Annotated in this window: 16 protein-coding genes; 13 read left to right on the top strand and 3 right to left on the bottom strand. The window is 60.9% G+C overall.

All coding sequences use genetic code 11. From position 1 onward, the window contains the following. Window positions 1–172 precede the first annotated feature (172 nt). Window positions 173–1,522, top strand: a complete 1,350-nt coding sequence (locus ACZ3GY_RS07540; RefSeq protein ID WP_465909529.1) for a pyridoxal phosphate-dependent decarboxylase family protein — start codon at window positions 173–175, stop codon at window positions 1,520–1,522. Window positions 1,523–1,539: 17 nt separating this feature from the next. Here ACZ3GY_RS07540 and ampC read toward each other — a convergent pair whose 3' ends face one another. Then, window positions 1,540–2,682, bottom strand: a complete 1,143-nt coding sequence (ampC, locus tag ACZ3GY_RS07545) for a class C beta-lactamase (RefSeq protein ID WP_465909530.1) — start codon at window positions 2,680–2,682, stop codon at window positions 1,540–1,542. A gap of 268 nt (window positions 2,683–2,950) precedes the next feature. Between ampC and alaC the strand changes: the two genes are divergently transcribed. The 8 genes from alaC to ACZ3GY_RS07585 all read left to right on the top strand — a co-directional run bounded on the left by alaC (window position 2,951) and on the right by ACZ3GY_RS07585 (window position 13,167). Further along, window positions 2,951–4,195, top strand: a complete 1,245-nt coding sequence (gene alaC / locus ACZ3GY_RS07550) for an alanine transaminase (protein WP_465909531.1) — start codon at window positions 2,951–2,953, stop codon at window positions 4,193–4,195. Window positions 4,196–4,431: 236 nt separating this feature from the next. Further along, window positions 4,432–5,832 carry a sigma-54 interaction domain-containing protein gene (locus ACZ3GY_RS07555; RefSeq protein ID WP_465909532.1) on the top strand — a complete coding sequence of 467 codons (1,401 nt, stop codon included), beginning with the start codon at window positions 4,432–4,434 and terminating at the stop codon, window positions 5,830–5,832. Between the two features lie 289 nt (window positions 5,833–6,121). Then, window positions 6,122–7,513 carry a GntP family permease gene (locus ACZ3GY_RS07560; RefSeq protein ID WP_465909533.1) on the top strand — a complete coding sequence of 464 codons (1,392 nt, stop codon included), beginning with the start codon at window positions 6,122–6,124 and terminating at the stop codon, window positions 7,511–7,513. Between the two features lie 52 nt (window positions 7,514–7,565). Next, the gene (locus ACZ3GY_RS07565) at window positions 7,566–8,333 is read left to right on the top strand and encodes a 3-hydroxybutyrate dehydrogenase (RefSeq protein WP_465909534.1); all 768 of its coding nucleotides are present in this window, start codon (window positions 7,566–7,568) and stop codon (window positions 8,331–8,333) included. 39 nt (window positions 8,334–8,372) lie between these two features. Then, window positions 8,373–9,719, top strand: coding sequence for a short-chain fatty acid transporter (locus tag ACZ3GY_RS07570; protein ID WP_465909535.1), 1,347 nt, complete (start codon window positions 8,373–8,375; stop codon window positions 9,717–9,719). Window positions 9,720–9,731: 12 nt separating this feature from the next. Then, a complete protein-coding gene (locus tag ACZ3GY_RS07575) occupies window positions 9,732–11,687 on the top strand; it encodes an acetoacetate--CoA ligase (RefSeq protein ID WP_465909536.1) in 1,956 nt (651 codons plus the stop codon). A gap of 172 nt (window positions 11,688–11,859) precedes the next feature. Continuing rightward, window positions 11,860–12,579 (top strand): substrate-binding periplasmic protein, encoded by a 720-nt coding sequence (locus ACZ3GY_RS07580; RefSeq protein WP_465909537.1) that lies wholly within the window; start codon window positions 11,860–11,862, stop codon window positions 12,577–12,579. Window positions 12,580–12,648: 69 nt separating this feature from the next. Continuing rightward, a complete protein-coding gene (locus tag ACZ3GY_RS07585) occupies window positions 12,649–13,167 on the top strand; it encodes a thioredoxin family protein (RefSeq protein WP_465909538.1) in 519 nt (172 codons plus the stop codon). Here the strand turns inward: ACZ3GY_RS07585 and ACZ3GY_RS07590 are convergent. Next, the gene (locus ACZ3GY_RS07590; RefSeq protein ID WP_465909540.1) at window positions 13,164–13,775 is read right to left on the bottom strand and encodes a DJ-1/PfpI family protein; all 612 of its coding nucleotides are present in this window, start codon (window positions 13,773–13,775) and stop codon (window positions 13,164–13,166) included. The two genes, ACZ3GY_RS07585 and ACZ3GY_RS07590, sit on opposite strands and share 4 nt — an antisense overlap. Before the next feature lie 104 nt (window positions 13,776–13,879). Further along, window positions 13,880–15,094 (bottom strand): PilT/PilU family type 4a pilus ATPase, encoded by a 1,215-nt coding sequence (locus ACZ3GY_RS07595; RefSeq protein ID WP_465909541.1) that lies wholly within the window; start codon window positions 15,092–15,094, stop codon window positions 13,880–13,882. A gap of 148 nt (window positions 15,095–15,242) precedes the next feature. On the opposite strand from ACZ3GY_RS07595, the gene ACZ3GY_RS07600 reads away from it, so the two are divergent. The 4 genes from ACZ3GY_RS07600 (at window position 15,243) to ACZ3GY_RS07615 (ending at window position 18,455) form a co-directional block, all read left to right on the top strand. Next, the gene (locus tag ACZ3GY_RS07600; protein WP_463564781.1) at window positions 15,243–15,521 is read left to right on the top strand and encodes a peptidylprolyl isomerase; all 279 of its coding nucleotides are present in this window, start codon (window positions 15,243–15,245) and stop codon (window positions 15,519–15,521) included. A gap of 120 nt (window positions 15,522–15,641) precedes the next feature. Then, window positions 15,642–16,493: a 3-mercaptopyruvate sulfurtransferase gene (gene sseA, locus ACZ3GY_RS07605; RefSeq protein WP_465909542.1), complete on the top strand. Its 852-nt coding sequence runs from the start codon at window positions 15,642–15,644 to the stop codon at window positions 16,491–16,493. Window positions 16,494–17,290: 797 nt separating this feature from the next. Further along, window positions 17,291–17,731, top strand: coding sequence for a hypothetical protein (locus tag ACZ3GY_RS07610; protein ID WP_463564779.1), 441 nt, complete (start codon window positions 17,291–17,293; stop codon window positions 17,729–17,731). Between the two features lie 250 nt (window positions 17,732–17,981). Beyond that, window positions 17,982–18,455 (top strand): hypothetical protein, encoded by a 474-nt coding sequence (locus ACZ3GY_RS07615; RefSeq protein WP_465909543.1) that lies wholly within the window; start codon window positions 17,982–17,984, stop codon window positions 18,453–18,455. The last annotated feature ends 225 nt before the right edge of the window (window positions 18,456–18,680 follow it).

The raw sequence follows: 18,680 nt of genomic DNA on the forward strand, positions 1-18,680 counted from the left end.
AGGAAAACGCAGTACCACCGCAGAAACGTCGGACACTCGGCGGCAACTGTACCGGATACAGCTGTACTGGCCGGTCGACTGTAGGGGAAAAGCACCAGAAGGCTGTATCTGCCGGCAAAACAGCTCGCTCGGTTAGGGTTAGCCATCGAATTTCCCTGCCGAGAACAGCCTCATGCACACCGATGAACGCGCTTTACTGGCCGACGCCGATCGTCGCGCCCTCGCCTATTACGACAGTATCGGGCAACGCCGGGTCTACCCGCTGGAAAGCGCCATCGCTGCGCTGGACGGCTTCGACCAGCCTCTACCAACCACCGGAAGTCTTGCCGAGCAGGTGCTACACAAGCTCGACGAACTGGGCACGCCCGCCACCGTCACCAGCAACGGCCCGCGCTATTTCGGTTTCGTGATCGGCGCCACTCTGCCTGCCGCCGCAGCCGCCGAGCGCATGGTGCTGGCGTGGGATCAGTGCGCGTCGTCATTCGACGGCTCCCCAGTTGCCGACAAGCTGGAGAAGGTCGCAGCCCGCTGGGTCTGCGAGGCGCTCGGCCTGCCGACCGAGAGTGCCGTCGGCTTCGGTACCAGCGCAACGGCCTGTACCCTCGCCTGCCTGTCCGCAGCACGCCGCCAGTTGCTGGCGAAGCTAGGCTGGGACTTCGATCAGGACGGTTTGATCGGCGCCCCGGAGATTCGCGCGGTGATCTCCGAAACCGCCCACATCACGGTGAAAAAGGCCTTGCGCGTGCTCGGTTTCGGAATGCGTCGCCTGCAACTGGCGCCGGTCGACGAACATGGCCGCATCGATCCGGCCAGGCTCCCGGAGCTGGATGACCACACCCTGCTGATCCTTCAGGCCGGCGAGGTCAACACCGGCGAGTTCGACCGCTTCGCCGAACTGATTCCCCGTGCCAAGGCCGCCGGTGCCTGGGTGCATGTCGACGGCGCATTCGGCCTGTGGGCACGAGCCTCTTCGTCGGCTGGGCTAGCCGAAGGCATCGAACAAGCCGACAGCTGGACCACCGACGGCCACAAATGGCTGAACACTCCGTACGACAGCGCCATGGCCATCTGTCGCGATGGCGATGCCCTGGCTGCGGCGATGAACAGCGATGCAGCCTATGCCATGGCCTCGAAGGATTCGCAGAAGAATCTGACCCTGGAGTTTTCCCGGCGCGCGCGCGGCGTGGCGATCTGGGCGGCGCTGGCCAGCCTCGGCCGCGACGGCTTGCGCGAAATGATCGACCGCCATATCCGTCAGGCCGGGCGCGTTGCAGAAGCGCTGCGTGACAGTGGCTATCAGGTACTCAACCGGGTGCGGCTCAATCAGGTGCTGGTGCGCGCCGACTCGGACGAGCAAACCGCTGCGATTCTCAAGGCAGCGCAGGACTCAGGCGCAGTCTGGTTCGGCGCCACCGTCTGGCAGGGTCGACCGGCCTTCCGCCTGAGTGTGAGCTCCTGGCGCACCACGGATGCGGATATCGAAACCCTCATCACCCTGCTGCTGCGCCTGAAAAATGCCTGAGCCATACGAGCATGACGTTAGCGCTCGTCTTTCAACACCTGCTGAAGCAGCGTGAAGGCCGCATCTACACGAGGTTCCAACGGCACGTTGCGGTTGGCCAGCAGAACCAGGCCGATCTCTTCATCGGGGATGAAAGCGACATAACCGCCAAAACCATTGGTCGAGCCGGTCTTGCTGAACAGTACGCCCTGATCGGAGGTGTCTCTGTCGCTCAAGCGGCTGGCAGGCTGACTTTCCAGGGCCAGGGCCGGTGCGTTGCCGGCTAACAGCTCCGCACGGGAAACCGGCCATGGGTAGCGCTCCCAGATCATCGCCTGGGTGAACTCGGATGTTCGAGTGACGCCCTGATGCGTCGCTTGTATGGCGGCGGAAAGCTGTTCAGGGATCGCGACTGCGCCCAGGTTGATATCGACGAAGCGCAGCATGTCGTCGATATCCGACTTCAAGCCGTAAGCTTCGGCATCGAGCATGCCTGGATTGACCCGAATCGCCGCGTTGTTGTCACGCGCGTAGCCATAGGCGTAATGCTTCATCTGCGTAGTAGGCACTTCGACGTAAGTATGCTGAAGCGCCAGAGGCTGCAGTACGTTGTCGTGAAGCGCTTGGGCATAGGGCTGCCCGAATGCCTGAGCCGAGATCCGCCCAAGCATGCCGATACTGACGTTGGAGTAAGAGCGCTCATGGCCACTGCCGGCCACCGGCTGCCATTGTTTCAACCAGGTTATCAGGCTGACGTCGTCTTTGGCCTCATCCGGCGGCTGCAATGGCAGGCCGCTGCTCTGGTGGGTGGCCAGATCCATCAGGCTCAGGGCGCCGAACGGTCGTTTGTCCAGCTCGGGGATATGCTTCGCCACCCGGTCATCGAGGGACAACAGCGAACGCTGCTGCGCAAGTGCCGCCAGGGTAACGTTGAAGGTCTTGCTCAGCGAACCCAGCTCGAACAGTGTGGCGGAGTCGACCGGAATCGCTGCTGCCCGGTCCGCCATACCTTGGGTGTACACATAATGCTTGCCCTTCCAGGTCACGCCGACAGCCAGACCCGCAACGTCGTACTGTGCCATCAGCGGCTTGAACACTTCAGCGGCGCGGGCCTGAAACGCCTGCTCGGACATGGCAACGGCAGGAAGTGACAAAGCCAGGCTGGCGGTGAACAGGCCCATGGCAATATATCCGTGATTCATCTCGATGACGGCTCTCTGTTTGTTGTGATGTGACGCCGACTTACTCTGCCTGAGGGTGAGCATCGGTGTTCGAGTCGTGGCCAAGGATATCGTTTCATGCCGGCCACGGGCGACTGGTGCAAAGCACGCGATTGTTTGTGCAGAGCCTCTCGACAAAGCCTGCGGCTGAGATTATTGTCCGCCCAGGCCACCGCAGTGGCCTACGTCGCTCGGACGGTTCCGGGCGCTTACGTTCTCCGAGGAAAGCATGGCTGACCAAGCTCCGCGCCGCTTTGCGCGCATCGATCGTCTCCCCCCCTACGTTTTCAACATCACCGCTGAACTGAAGATGGCCGCTCGCCGCCGTGGCGAGGACATCATCGACCTGAGCATGGGCAACCCCGATGGCGCGACGCCGCCGCATATCGTGGAAAAGCTGGTGCAGGTCGCTCAGCGTGAAGACACCCATGGCTACTCCACCTCCCGTGGTATCCCGCGCCTGCGCCGGGCGATCTCGCGCTGGTACCAGGATCGCTATCAGGTCGACATCGACCCGGAAAGCGAAGCCATCGTCACCATCGGTTCCAAGGAAGGCCTGGCGCATCTGATGCTAGCCACCCTGGATCATGGCGATACCGTGCTGGTGCCCAACCCCAGCTACCCGATTCATATCTACGGTGCAGTGATCGCCGGCGCCCAGGTGCGTTCAGTGCCACTGGTGCCTGGCGTGGACTTCTTCATCGAGCTGGAACGGGCGATCCGCGAGAGTATCCCCAAGCCGAAGATGATGATCCTGGGCTTCCCCTCCAACCCCACCGCGCAGTGCGTGGAGCTGGACTTCTTCGAGCGCGTGGTGGCCCTGGCCAAGCAGTACAACGTGCTGGTGATCCACGACCTGGCGTACGCCGACATCGTCTATGACGGCTGGAAAGCCCCGTCGATCATGCAGGTACCAGGCGCCAAGGACATCGCCGTGGAGTTCTTCACCCTGTCCAAGAGTTACAACATGGCCGGCTGGCGGATCGGCTTCATGGTCGGCAACCCGGAGCTGGTCAACGCCCTGGGGCGGATCAAGAGCTACCACGACTACGGCACCTTCACACCGCTGCAGGTCGCGGCCATCGCTGCGCTGGAAGGCGACCAGCAGTGCGTGCTGGATATTGCCGAGCAGTATCGCCAGCGCCGCAACGTGCTGGTCAAGGGCCTGCACGAGCTGGGCTGGATGGTCGAGAACCCCAAGGCCTCGATGTACGTGTGGGCGAAGATTCCCGAGGCCTACGCGCAGCTTGGCTCCCTGGAGTTCGCCAAGAAGCTGCTGGCCGAAGCCAAGGTCTGCGTGTCGCCGGGCATCGGTTTCGGTGATTACGGCGACGACCATGTGCGCTTCGCCCTGATCGAGAACCAGGATCGTATCCGCCAGGCGGTGCGTGGCATCAAGGCCATGTTCCGTGCCGATGGCTTGATCGAAACCACTGCCACCAAAGCCCCGCGCAAGGCCGCCGACGCCTCCTGAGAACCTGTTCATGATCTGCTGCGCGTCGGCCCTACCGCGTTAAAAACAGGCTCGGAATGCTCATTTACACCAGTAAACTCCGCTTCCTCGCCTGTTTTCGCCTTGCATGGCTCTAGCTCGCTAGATCGTGAACACGTTCTGAGTGAAAAGCGTGGTGCGCCCTGCGTGCCACGCCTGCCCGTCCTCGCGACCATCTGGTTTATGATCCGCGCTCTGCATCTGCCACGATGAGCGCCATGAACGACCTCGGCAATTACCCCTACGTCCGCCAACTGGCCATTCACTCGCTGTTCGAGATCTTCGAGCAGTCCAGCGAAGGCACCATCATCGTCGACCGTGATGCGCGCATCGTGTGGATCAACGAGCGCTACGCCCAGCGCTTCGGTCTCGGGCACGCCAGCGAAGCCATCGGCAGACCCTGCGAAAGCGTGATTCCCGGCAGCCTGCTGCGCGATGTGGTGAAGAGCGGCCGGCCGATCCTGCTGGACATGATGGACACCCCGCGCGAACCGCTGGTGGTCATGCGCCTGCCCATCCATGACGATGCCGGCGAGGTGATCGGCGCCATCGGCTTCGCGCTGTTCGATGAGCTGCAATCACTGTCGCCGCTACTGGCGCGCTACCAGGCGATGCAGCAGGAACTGGCCTCCACGCGCTCGCAACTCAAGTCCCGCCAGGCCAAGTACAGCTTCGCCCATTTCATCGGCACCAGCGCCCGCAGCCTGGAGGTCAAGCGCTTGGCCAGGCGTAGCGCGACCAGCGATTCGGCGGTATTGCTGCTGGGCGAAACCGGCACCGGCAAGGAGCTGCTCGCCCATGCCATCCACAATGCGTCGCCGCGGGCCAGCAAACCCTTCGTCAGCCTGAACACCGCGGCGATTCCGGAAACCCTGCTCGAAACGGAATTCTTCGGTACCGCACCTGGCGCCTTCACCGGCGCCGATCGCAAAGGCCGTGCTGGCAAGCTGCAGATCGCCCACGGCGGTACGCTGTTTCTCGACGAAATCGGCGACATGCCGCTGCCACTGCAGAGCAAGCTGCTGCGCGTACTGCAGGAGAAGGAGTTCGAACCGGTGGGCTCCAACGAAGTGCTGCGCAGCGATGTCAGGCTGATCGCTGCTACCTCCATCGACCTGGAGGCAGCGGTACGCAAAGGAACGTTCCGGGCCGACCTGTACTACCGCCTCAACGTGCTGACCATTGCCGTGCCGCCGTTGCGCGAACGCTTGGAAGACCTGCCTGCACTCTGTGAAGCGATCTTCGACGCGCTGCAGGGGCGCCACGACCTGCACCCCGAGGCCATGGCCCTGCTCGCTCGGCATGCCTGGCCCGGCAACGTCCGTGAACTGCACAACGTGCTGGAACGCGCCTGCCTGCTCAGCGACGAAACGCTGCTCGACCGCGCGGCGGTGGCAGCAGCAATCGGTACGCTGCATGCGGTGCCCGAAGCAAACGACCTGATTGCGGATGACGCTCAGGTCGAAGACTTCCACAAGGCCCGTGCCGGCTTCGAGCGCGAACTGATCCGCAAGGCCCTGGCCGCCACTGCTGGAGATGTGCCGCAAGCTGCGCAACGCCTGGGCCTGGGCCGCTCCACCCTGTACCGGAAAATGCTCGAACTGGGCCTTTCGTCCTGATTTCGGGACTAATCCCGTTTTTGGGACAGGCGCATGAAGCAGGCAAGGAAGGCACGAAGTCCGATTTTCATCCCGAAAATGGGACTAACCGCAGGCAGCGTACCTTAGTAAAAAATAAAGTATTTTAAATTCAACAGCTTATAAACCTGGCATAGAACTCGCTATGAGTCAGCCGCGGGCCCACCCGCCGCCGACAACAAAAACAAAAGCGCCCACAGCGCCTGTGCGAGTTACTCGAAGGCTACGGCAGCCTCTCGATTCGCCGTGCTGCAGGGTCAGGAGATAGACGATGAGTGTCATCATCGCCCTCGCTGCACTGGCTCTACTGATGCTGGCCGCCTACCGTGGCTACAGCGTCATCCTCTTCGCTCCCATCGCCGCTCTCGGTGCCGTGCTGCTCACCGATCCCAGCGCCGTGGCGCCCGCCTTCACCGGGGTGTTCATGGAGAAGATGGTAGGCTTCATCAAACTCTATTTTCCGGTGTTCCTGCTCGGTGCCGTGTTCGGCAAACTGATCGAGCTGTCCGGGTTCTCGCGCTCCATCGTGGCGGCCGCCATCCGTCTGTTCGGCACCGGCCAGGCGATGCTGGTGATCGTGCTGGTCTGCGCCCTGCTCACCTACGGCGGCGTGTCGCTGTTCGTGGTGGTATTCGCGGTCTACCCGTTCGCTGCCGAGATGTTCCGCCAGAGCAACATTCCCAAGCGGCTGATTCCTGCGACCATCGCCCTCGGGGCGTTCAGCTTCACCATGGACGCCCTGCCCGGCACACCGCAGATCCAGAACATCATCCCCACCACCTTCTTCAACACCACTGCTTGGGCCGCGCCCTGGCTGGGGCTGATCGGCAGCCTGTTCGTACTGGGCGTCGGCATGCTCTATCTGCGTCGGCAACTGGGCAAGGCCTTGCGGGCTGGCGAGGGCTACGGCACCGACCTGCGCAACGAGCCGGAAACCCCGGACGACATCAAGCTGCCCAGCCCATGGCTGGCCATCGCGCCGCTGATCCTGGTGGGCGTGGCCAACCTGTTGTTCACCCACTGGATTCCCGAGTTCTACGGCAAGACCCACAGCCTGCAACTGGCCGGCATGGCGGCTCCGCTGCAGACCGATGTCAGCAAGCTGACCGCCATCTGGGCGGTGCAGGCGGCGCTGTTGTTGGGCATCCTGATGGTGCTGGTCAGCGCCTTCGGAGTCATTCGCGAGAAGCTCGCCGAAGGCACCAAGAGCGCGGTGGGTGGCTCGCTGCTGGCCGCGATGAATACCGCATCGGAGTACGGCTTCGGCGCAGTGATCGCATCGCTGCCAGGCTTCCTGATCCTCGCCGACGCGCTCAAGGGCATCCCTGATCCGCTGGTCAACGAAGCGGTGACGGTCACCCTGCTGGCCGGCATCACCGGCTCGGCGTCAGGGGGCATGAGTATCGCCCTGGCGGCCATGTCCGACAGCTTCATCGCCGCCGCCAACGCCGCCAACATTCCGCTGGACGTCATGCACCGCGTCGCCTCCATGGCCAGCGGCGGCATGGACACCCTGCCCCACAACGGCGCGGTGATCACCCTGCTGGCGGTCACCGGGCTGACCCACCGCGAAGCCTACAAGGATATTTTCGGCATAACGATCATCAAGACCCTGGCAGTGTTTTTCGTCATTGGCGTCTTCTACAGCACCGGCATCGTCTAATTTTCATGAGGCGCGCGGTGCTGACAAGGAGCCGCGCGCGTGAGGAGTTCGTATGAATCTGCAAGGCAAGACCGCACTGGTCACCGGCTCCACCAGCGGCATTGGATTGGGTATCGCGTTGAAGCTGGCCGAGGCAGGCGCCGACTTAGTGCTCAACGGTTTCGGTGACAGCGCAGCGGCCCTCGCTGCCGTGCGCGCCCGCGGGGTTCGCGCCGAACATCACCCGGCGGACATGAGCAAGCCCGAGGAAATCGAGGCGCTGATCGAATACGCCAATAGTGCCTTTGCCGGCGTCGACATTCTGGTCAACAACGCCGGCATCCAGCATGTCGCACAGGTTGAAGACTTTCCGGTAGAACGCTGGGACGCGATCATCGCGATCAACCTCACCGCGGCCTTCCACACCACACGCCTGGTCATACCAAGCATGCGCGAACGCAATTGGGGGCGGATCATCAATATCGCCTCAGCCCACGGCTTGGCCGCTTCGGCCGGTAAAAGTGCATATGTAGCTGCCAAACATGGCCTGATTGGCCTGACCAAAAGTGTGGCGCTGGAAACCGCCACCAAAGGTATCACCTGTAACGCCATCTGCCCCGGCTGGGTGCTGACCCCGCTGGTACAGAAACAGATCGACGACCGCACCGTCGACGGTGACAGCGCCCGTGCCCGCACGGAACTGCTGAGCGAGAAACAACCGTCACTGGATTTCGTCACCCCCGAGCAACTCGGCGAACTGGCCGTGTTCCTCTGCAGCGATGCCGCCATTCAGGTGCGTGGTGCAGCCTGGAATATGGACGGGGGATGGCTAGCCCGCTAAACACTTACAACACCCCACAACAATAAAAAGGAAACGCCCATGTTCGCCCAAATGACTCACTGGAGCGTACAGCTCGTCCAGCGCTACCTGCCTTCACCGTTCGTGTTCTCCGCGTTGCTCAGTCTGTTCGTGCTGGCCTTGGCGATGTTCAGTACCCAGCAGGCTCTGCCGACCATGGTCAACCACTGGAACGCCGGGTTCTGGACGCTGTTGGCGTTCGCCATGCAGATGGCATTGGTATTTGTCACCGGCCATGCATTGGCCAGCGCGCCGCCCTTACGCCGCCTGCTTGACCGACTCGCGGCCATTCCGCGCAGCCCCACTCAGGCCATCGTGATGATTACCCTGATCGCCCTGCTCGGTTGCTGGATCAACTGGGGGTTTGGCCTGGTGATCGGTGCAGTGATGGCCCGTGCCCTCGCACGCCAGGTCAAGGGCGTCGATTACCCGCTGCTGGTAGCCTCGGCCTACACCGGCTTTCTGGTCTGGCATGGCGGCCTGTCGGGTTCGATTCCGCTGGCGCTGGCCGGCGGCGGTGCCGACGTCGTCAAAGTCAGTGGTGGGGTAATCACCAGCCCCATTGGCATCGAGATGACCCTGTTCACCCCACTGAACATGACCATCATCGCCTTGCTGCTGATCGGTCTACCGCTGCTCAACCGCGCGATGCACCCCAGCCCAGAGCACAGCAAAGTAGCGGATCCGGCCTTGCTGACCGAACAGGAAGGCGAGCTGCCCGCGCGTGATACACCCGCCCAACGCCTCGATGACAGCCGTCTGCTCGGCCTCGCGCTGGTGGCCATGGCTGCCGTGTATTACGCCGGGCACTTCATTGGTAAGGGCTTCGTGCTCGACCTCAATACCGTCATCGGCATCTTCCTGTTCCTCGGTTTATTGCTGCATGGCTCCCCCGAACGCTACATGCGCGCCGTGGACATCAGCGTGCGCGGCATCGGCGGCATCGTTCTGTTGTTCCCCTTCTACGCGGGGATCATGGGCATGATGACGGGCGCCAATGCCGACGGCGTGTCGCTGGCTGGGCAAATCAGCCAACTGTTCATCGAGGGCTCCTCGGCAGATAGCTTCCCGCTGCTGGCCTTCCTGAGCGCTGGCGTGGTGAACGTATTCGTACCGTCCGGTGGCGGCCAGTGGGCCGTGCAAGGGCCGATCATGCTGCCCGCCGGCCAGGCACTGGGTGTCTCACCCGCGGTCACGGCCATGGCGATTGCCTGGGGCGACGCCTGGACGAACATGATCCAACCGTTCTGGGCCCTGCCCTTGCTTGGTATCGTCGGCCTCGGCGCACGAGACATCATGGGTTACTGCCTGATCGCCCTTATTTACTCTGGCCTGGTGATTGCCGGCTGCTTCTACTTTCTTGCCTGATTGGACGTATTGATGAACGCACCCCTCTGGACGCCCTCCTCCGAACGCATCGCCGACACACGCATGGATGCATTTCGCCGCTTCGTGAACAGCCGCCACGGCCTGAACCTGGCCGACTACCCGGCGCTGCACGCCTGGAGCGTGAGCGAGCGCGAAGCGTTCTGGCAGGCCATCGTCGATGTCTTCGATATTCGCTTCAGCCAGCAACCGCGCGCAGTACTCGAAGAAGGCCCGGCCATGCCCAGCGGCCACTGGTTTCCGGGCGCCACCCTGAACTTCGCCGAGAATCTGCTGCGCCGCCGCGACGAGCACCCGGCCATCGTCGCAGTAGCCGAAGACGGCGGCCGCGAGCAACTGAGTTACGCGCAACTGGCCGCGCACGTCGCCGGCCTGCAACGCAGTCTGCAGGATGCTGGTGTGGGGATTGGCGACCGGGTCGCGGCGTTCATGCCCAATACCTGGCAGACCCTGGTCGGCATGCTCGCCACTGCCAGCCTGGGCGCAACATGGTCGAGCTGTTCACCGGACTTCGGCACCCAAGGAGTGATCGACCGCTTCGGCCAGATCGAACCCAAGGTGCTGATCGCCTGTGCCGGTTATCGCTACGCCGGCAAGACGCTGAACCTGACCGGCAAGCTCAATGAAATCCTCTCGCACCTGCCCACCCTGCAGCAGTTGGTGGTGGTGCCCTACGCCAATCCGAACACTCAACCCGGTGATTTCCAGACCCAGGCCAACGTCGAGCGCTGGGAGGATTTCTACCGTGCCGAGGGCGAGCCGCAGTTCACGCCCGTGCCCTTCGAACAGCCGCTGTACATCCTCTATTCCAGCGGCACCACCGGAGTACCCAAGTGCATCGTCCATGGCGCCGGTGGCACCCTGCTGCAGCACGTCAAGGAGCTGGGTCTGCACAGCGACCTGACGGCCGACGACCCGCTGTTCTACTACACCACCTGCGGCTGGATGATGTGGAACTGGCTGGTCTCCGGCCTGGCGCTGGGTGCCACGCTGGTGCTGTATGACGGCTCGCCGTTCCACCCGAATGCCAATCGCCTGATCGACCTGATCGACGCCGAGGACATCAGTATTTTCGGTACCAGCGCCAAGTTCATCGCAGCGCTGGAAAAAGCCGGCGCCAAACCCCGTGAGAGCCATCGCCTGCAGCGCCTGAAGGCAATACTCTCCACGGGCTCACCACTGGCCCACGAGAGCTTCGATTACGTGTACCGCGACATCAAGGCTGATGTCTGCCTGTCCTCCATCTCCGGCGGCACCGATATCGTCTCCTGCTTCGCCCTGGGCAATCCGGTTTCCCCGGTGTACCGCGGCGAGATCCAGTGCAAGGGGCTGGGCATGGACGTACAGGTCTGGGACGACGAAGGCAAGGCAGTGACCGGTGACAAGGGCGAGCTGGTCTGCGCCCGGCACTTCCCTTCCATGCCGGTGGGCTTCTGGAACGATGCCGATGGCGAGAAATTCCGCAGCGCCTATTTCGATACCTTCCCAGGCATCTGGGCCCACGGCGACTATGCCGAGCAGACGCCCCATGGCGGGCTGATCATTCATGGTCGCTCGGATGCCGTGCTCAACCCCGGCGGCGTACGCATCGGCACCGCCGAGATCTACCGCCAGGTGGAAAAGGTCGAGCAGGTGCTGGAGTCCATCGCCATCGGCCAGCAATGGGACGGCGATGTGCGTGTGGTGCTGTTCGTGCGCCTGCGCGACGGCGTGCAGCTCGACGATACGCTGCAGAAACAGATCTGCCAGGTGATCCGCGCCAATACCACGCCGCGCCATGTACCGGCGCGGATCGTCGCGGTGGCGGACATTCCGCGCACCATCAGCGGCAAGATCGTCGAACTGGCGGTACGCAACGTGGTGCACGGCCAACCGGTTAAGAATACCGACGCGCTGGCCAACCCACAGGCGTTGGAGTTCTATCGCGACCTGCCGGAACTGCAAAGCTGAACGCAGCTGTCTCCCGGCCCTGAGGGCCGGGAGATCCCCGGAACCAGGTAACAGATGAGTCGACCAAGGCAGCGACGCAGCCTGCTCGAACGCTCCATCAAGCCCCCGGAAATGTTCACGGATATCCATCCAAACAACTTCTATACTCGCGATATACCGCCAAGGAATGCTCGTGTTGCGCCTGATCGCCTGCCTGCTGTCATTGCTGCTGCCCTGCTCGCTAGCTGCCGAGCTGCGCGATATCCAGCTTTATATGCCGGACGCTGCGCCTTTGGCTCTGCATGGCGACGACGGCAATGGGATTACCGGTGACATCGCCATCATGGCGCTGCAGCGGGCCGGCTATAACCCCGTGGTCGAGAATGTCCCGTGGCCGAGGGCACAGAAACGCACGCAGGAATCGCGCGACGTGATGATCGTGCCACTCTCGCGCACACCAGCACGGGAGGAACACTTCACCTGGGTGGCCAATATCCAGCCCCTCTACCGCGCCTTCTTTACCCTCGACAACCCGGTCGCTAGCCTGGAGGAAGCGCGCCAACGTTATCGGCTGGTTGCCGTCGGCCTGGGCTCCGCGCAGGAAGAGCTGCTCAGACGCAACGGTTTCACCGACAACCAGCTCTATGTACTCAAGCTCGGTGACAGGCCGATCCAGTTGGTCAGGCGAGGACGTGTCGACGCCTGGTTCACCACCGTACTGGAAGGCCGCCACCAGTGGGACAGTGGCCCCGAGCTGGCGATGAGCGCACCGCTGGCACCGCTGGACATGTACATCGCCTGCTCGCTGCAATGCGACCAGAAACTGGTCAGTACCGTCCACGACGCCCTCGAGAGCATGCGTCGCGATGGCAGCCTGCAGCGCATCACCGAGCGCTACGCACCCACGCGCTAAAACGATCAGCGATTGCCGCACCGCGGATTTTCTGCTGGACTGCCCTGCCACCCTGCACGAGAACTCAGCATGACTTCCTACCAGGCGCTGTTCGCCATCGGCGAAGGTTTCGATGCCTTCGTCAGCCACGGCCTACCCGCCGAAATCGCCGCCGTGCAAAGGGCACAAGAACTGCTGAGTAGCGAAGGCGCCTTGAGCGCCGAAACACACCAACGACTGCAGACTGTGGAAAGTCGCTATCACCTGCTAGCAGCCGGCGAGATGTGGTGCCCGGACTGCCAGCTCAACCTCACGGCCATGGATCACCTGCAGCGTTTACAGCCTCGCGTGGCCCTGGCAATCATCTCCAAGGGCCGTGCCGAGCACGGGCTAAAAGAGCGCCTGGGTCTGGAGCGCATACCGATTCCGCTGGTGGTGGTGCTCGACGAACGTTTCGAGCCGATCGGCCGCTTCGTCGAACAGCCCCAGGCGGTTATCGACGGCGGCGAAGCGAGCAAGGCGGACTACCGTGCCGGGCGCTACCTCGAAAGCACAGTGGAAGATCTGCTGAAGATCATAGAAACCCACGAGAAGCGTAAGCGGCCTTAAGCAATGGCCTCCAGCAAATATGGGCGGATCACTTTCAGTGCCCGCTCGACGAATGCTTCCTTCTCCCCGACTGGCGCTACATAGTGCAGAACTTCCGAACTGACCTGCTCGCCAGCGAGCCGGGTGATGGCCCAGGCGGCCAGATATGGCGCAGCCAAGCAGCCGCCCGCAGTGGCCAGGTTGCCACGGGCAAAGAAGGGCTGGTCAAGGACTTCAACGCCTGCCTCAATCACCCAGGGCTTGGTGGTCAAATCAGTGCAAGCGGGCAACCCTCGCAACATACCGAGCTTTGCCATGAGCAAAGCGCCTGAGCACTGGGCACCGATAAGTTGCCTGCGCGGATCAAGCTGTAGGCGCTCAAGTGTGCGTGAGTCTTGTGCTACCTCGCGGGTCTTTATGCCGCTTCCGAAAAGCACTACATCTGCTTCGCGCGCGAATTCGAGCGGCTGCTGAGCCTGAATCAGCACGCCGTTCATAGACGTGACCTGTTCACTCGGGCAGGTGATCTGCGCCTGCCAGCCACGCTCGCGCAGACGGTTGAACAACGCGCTGGCAATAAAAGAATCGAGTTCGTTGAAACCATCGAATGTCAGTATGGCTACGCGCATGCCCCGCTCCTGGGATTCAAACCAGCAAAGAATCTACGGTTATCGATCAATGCACACCATGCACAGCGCGCCGCAATTTTGCCCATACAGTGATTCCACCTGGTTCAGATGCCGCGGCGGCCCGGATCCTCGGGTGGCGTTTCCACTTCGATGTCTTCCAGCTTCAGTTCCAGCCCCCAGTCTGCGGCTTCGGCAACCTTCGGTGGGCTTACCTCAGCCGCCGGTGCGGCCCGCGCCACGGGCGTTGCAACAGCTGGATTCTCGCGATAGAGCTTGAGCTTGAGGCGTACGTTGTTCGCCGAGTCGGCGTTCTTGACCGCCTCCTCCTCGTCAATGGCCCCTTCGTTCACCAGGTCGATCAGCGCTTGGTCGAAGGTCTGCATGCCGAGGTTCTTGGATTTCTCCATGATTTCCTTGATCTCGGCAAACTCGTTGCGCTTGATCAGATCGCGGATGGTCGGCGTACCGAGCAGCACTTCGACAGCTGCCCGGCGCTTGCCGTCAGTGGTCTTCACCAGGCGCTGGGAGACAAAGGCCTTGAGGTTGTTGCCCAGATCGTTGAGCAGCTGCGGCCGACGATCCTCGGGGAAGAAATTGATGATCCGATCCAGCGCCTGGTTGGCGTTGTTGGCATGCAGGGTGGAGATCGCCAGGTGCCCGGTATCAGCAAAGGCCAGGGCGTGCTCCATGGTTTCGCGGTCACGGATTTCGCCGATCAGGATCACGTCCGGCGCCTGCCGCAGGGTATTTTTCAGCGCCGCGTGGAAACTGCGCGTATCCACACCCACCTCCCGCTGGTTGATGATCGACTTCTTGTGCCGGTGCACGTACTCCACCGGATCCTCGATGGTGATGATGTGTCCGCCGCTGTTGCGATTGCGGTAGTCGATCAGGGCCGCCAGCGAAGTCGACTTACCCGAGCCGGTGCCACCCACGAACAGCACCAGTCCGCGCTTTTCCATCACGGTCTTGAGCAGTACCTCAGGCAGCTTCAAATCCTCGAAACGCGGGATGTCGAGCTTGATGTTACGGGCGACAATGGACACTTCATTGCGCTGTTTGAAGATGTTGATGCGGAAGCGACCGACGCCGTTGATGGAGATCGCCAGGTTCATTTCCAGCTCGCGCTCGAACTCCTCCTTCTGCGCGCTATCCATGATGGCATCGGCGATATCGGCCACGGCCCCAGCCTTCAGTGGCTCGCCACTCAACGCCTTGAGCACGCCATTGAACTTGGCGCACGGCGGCGCACCGGTCGACAGATACAGGTCGGAGCCGTCCTGGCTGGAGAGAATTTTCAGCATTGCTTGAAGGTCCATTAGCTGCATTCCGACTGGAGTTAGAGTCTGTTGACCTTAGGCCAAGGTGTGTTGAGAAACCGGCCAAGTTAAGCCGGAAAAACGACGCCATTCTGATGGCGCATCAAATACTGGCACAATATGCGCCCGAAAAAATGAGGAACCCGTCATGGCAAAGGCAATGGCCCGCCACATCCTGGTCAAGACCGAGGCGGAAGCGGCGGCTCTGAAAAAACGCATCGCGGCGGGCGAGGCCTTCGACGTGCTGGCCCGCAAACATTCAACCTGCCCATCAGGCAAACGCGGTGGTGACCTGGGCGAAGTGAAACCTGGGCAGATGGTGCGCGCCATCGACCAGGTGATTTTCAAAAAGCCACTGCGCGAGGTCCACGGCCCGATCAAGAGCCAGTTCGGCTATCACTTGGTACAGGTGTTCTTCCGCGACTGAGCTGCGCATCCTATGCATAGGTGAAAACGGTCTAGTGGAAACCATCGCCATGGGATGCCACCTGCCAGCCAAGCTGGCAGGATAAAAGGCAAACCGCCCCAGACGAAAGGAGATGGAAGGATGAGTTTTGCTCCCCTGGTCACCAGTGAATGGCTCGCCCGCGAGGGTAATGCTACGGACGTGGTGCTGTTCGATGCCAGCACCTACCTGCCCAATGAAGCGAAGAACGGCCACGAGGAATACCTCAAGGGGCATCTCCCCGGCGCACGCTTCTTCGATATCGATGCCTTTTCCGACCCTGACACACCACTGCCCCATACCGTGCCATCCCAGGGCCGTTTCGCCCGCCTGATCGGCGCACAGGGCGTCGACAACAGCAGCCGCGTGGTGGTTTACGATCAGAAGGGGCTGTTCTCCGCCGCCCGTGCCTGGTGGCTGTTTCGCTACTTCGGTCACGAGCGCGTCGCCGTGCTCGATGGCGGGCTGCCCAAATGGCTGGCCGAAGGCCGTCCCAGCGAAATAGGCGAACCTGCCGCCGTCCCCCAGCGAACCTTCGAAACCAACGTGCATACACGCAGGCTCAAGGGCTTGGGCGACGTACTCGAAGCCATCGATCAGCACGACACCCTGATCCTCGATGCCCGCGCCGCCAACCGCTTCGATGGCAGTACCGCAGAAGCACGCCCGGGCGTTGCCTCGGGGCATATTCCAGGCAGCCACAACCTGCCCTACAGCCGACTACTGGGCAGTGACCACACCCTGCAGCCTGCCGACTCGCTGCGTGCACTGTTCGCCGAGGCCGGCGTCGACGGCAAAAAATCAGTGATCACCAGCTGTGGTAGCGGCGTAACGGCTGCCGTACTGCTGCTAGGCCTGGAAGTGGCCGGCCTGCCCGAGGCGGCACTGTATGACGGCTCCTGGACAGAATGGGGCAGCCGCCAGGACACGCCCAAAGCGACTGGAGTGGTCTGATAGGTCTGGCGTGCATTCTTGATGGCGGTGCACGCTAGTGACCATCCATTGATAGCTGGTTTCCCAAGGAGGATGTCTGCCATCGATCAGCGTCTAAAAGCCAATAAATTGTTTATAAATCATCCATATCATTATGATATTAAAAGGATTTTATTATTTAAGTCTGGCACCTACCAACGTGAAAACATCACGCCCAAGCGCAGGCAGGTACCGCAGGAGCTGCTATATAGGACAACATGTCGCACTATCGCAGGACGGACAGATCGTCATAAAAATCGTCGAAAAGGTAGCCAAGCTGAGGAAAAATCCGTGAAAAGCCTTCTGGCAAAAAAGATAACAAGGCGTATCACCGAGGGCTAGCAATGAACGAGCCATTTACCCAGTTAAGCGAAGCGAAATAGACCTCGAAAAAGAATCATATTAATTATTCAAATAATTGATTTATAAGAGTTTTATTAATAGCTCTTAGAAACGGCTCCACTCGTTAGAAATCAAGAAAAGCTATAATCATATTTTTTAAAATTCTTTTTAAGAATAAGCAATTGCTCTATAACCCTGATCAGCAGGACGCGAAACGAGCACGCCATGTCCCGCATCATCAACGCCCTCTCTGCATCCGCGCTGCACACCCAACAACTGTTTGCTCAGCAACAGCTGCACAACACTATGTTCGGCGGAGCAGCACCTCCATCAGGCGCCTAGAGACCGCGTAATCCGTGGTCAATAGGGGTAGTCCAATTTGGCAGTTGTCAAAATGCTGGACTAAAGTCAGACGACATCACCGAGGAACCAACGGAATGGCAAGCAAGAGTGATTTGGTCATCGCCCTGAAGATTTACCGAGAAAGAACCGATGACGCCATCGCCGAGCGGAACAGGCAGATCGACGTGGCCAGGGAACAGCTTGCCGAGCTGCTCAGGATGATCAATGTCGATATTTCCGGCGTTGGCGGCCTCGACCTGATCCGAACCGAAGAGGCGCATGCATTCGACGGCGCGATAGTCGAGCTCGAGTCACTCAAGATCGTCCTCGCAGGGAACACCGTTGATATCAAACCCGACATCGTCGACTCGTCTCTGCGGGTCATCGTCAGCAACCTGTCTCCCGAGCATCCATCGCTGATCATCCGCAAAGAGCACGGGCAGTGGATCGTCTTTTCGTCAGCCGAGACCTTCCTGTCACAGTTCAGCAATGACTTTCTCTTGAACCACCTCGTCGATCTGGTGAATCGCTCGTAGGTCAGCGACTCGCCTTGGAATTTACCGGCGTGCGATTTCCTGGCGTGTCGTAGAGCCCAGTCTCAGCCACACACATCGCATTTATCTCATCAGGCATGGTCATTACTTGAGCGGCCTCGGCTGGCTGTTACTGGCCTGATCAGCCTGATGCTGCTCGCCTTGACGAACGAATGGCTTGTTTTTACTGTGATTTTTCAGGGTATGCCCAATGCTGACTCAGCATGGATACCAATGCACAAGGAGTGATCGCGTGAGTCCAATCAGAACAATTTGCCTGGCAATGGCGGTAATTGCAGCGAGCGCTTGCTCGACGCCAAGCAGCAAGAGCAGCAACGACGTGCAGGAGGCAGCCAAGCTGCTGATAGGCCAACCTGCCAGCAACGCCTTCGCCGTATTCGGCAAACCCGACCAGGGCATGGGGCCATCGTCATACGGTTCGGGCGGCGGCCTCTACACCTGGAATCGCTTGCAGACACACCTGAGCCCCGAGAAAGAATTCATCAAAACGGGCGAAGAGTATGTTGGTGAGCAACAAACCTGGGTCACCATTGGTGGCAGAGGCATGACAGGCATCATGCCGGCTTACAGCCAACCGATTTACCGTGATGTTGGCTACTACGACAACGTCACCATCATCGACTACTTCTGCAGCATCACCCTCTTCACTGACAACAAGGACATCATCACCGATGCCTCGGTAGTCAATTGCGAAGATAAAAAGTAGCGTTTGTGAACGCTCAGTAACGCAAAAGGCCCGATACCGAAGGGAATCCCGCGGCAACGGGCCTGACTTTTTATCGACACACCTCATTCACGATCTGCAGCTCGCTGGCTGCAAGGCACTGTAAAAGAAGCCTTGGCGTTCGCCGAGCGCCGCACAGCCGGCACCAGAAAAAATCCCGCATACCCTTTTGCTTTCCTCCCGACAACAAAGCCTTGTACGCCCAAC

Source organism: Pseudomonas sp. PME37.24/006, from assembly GCF_055556635.1.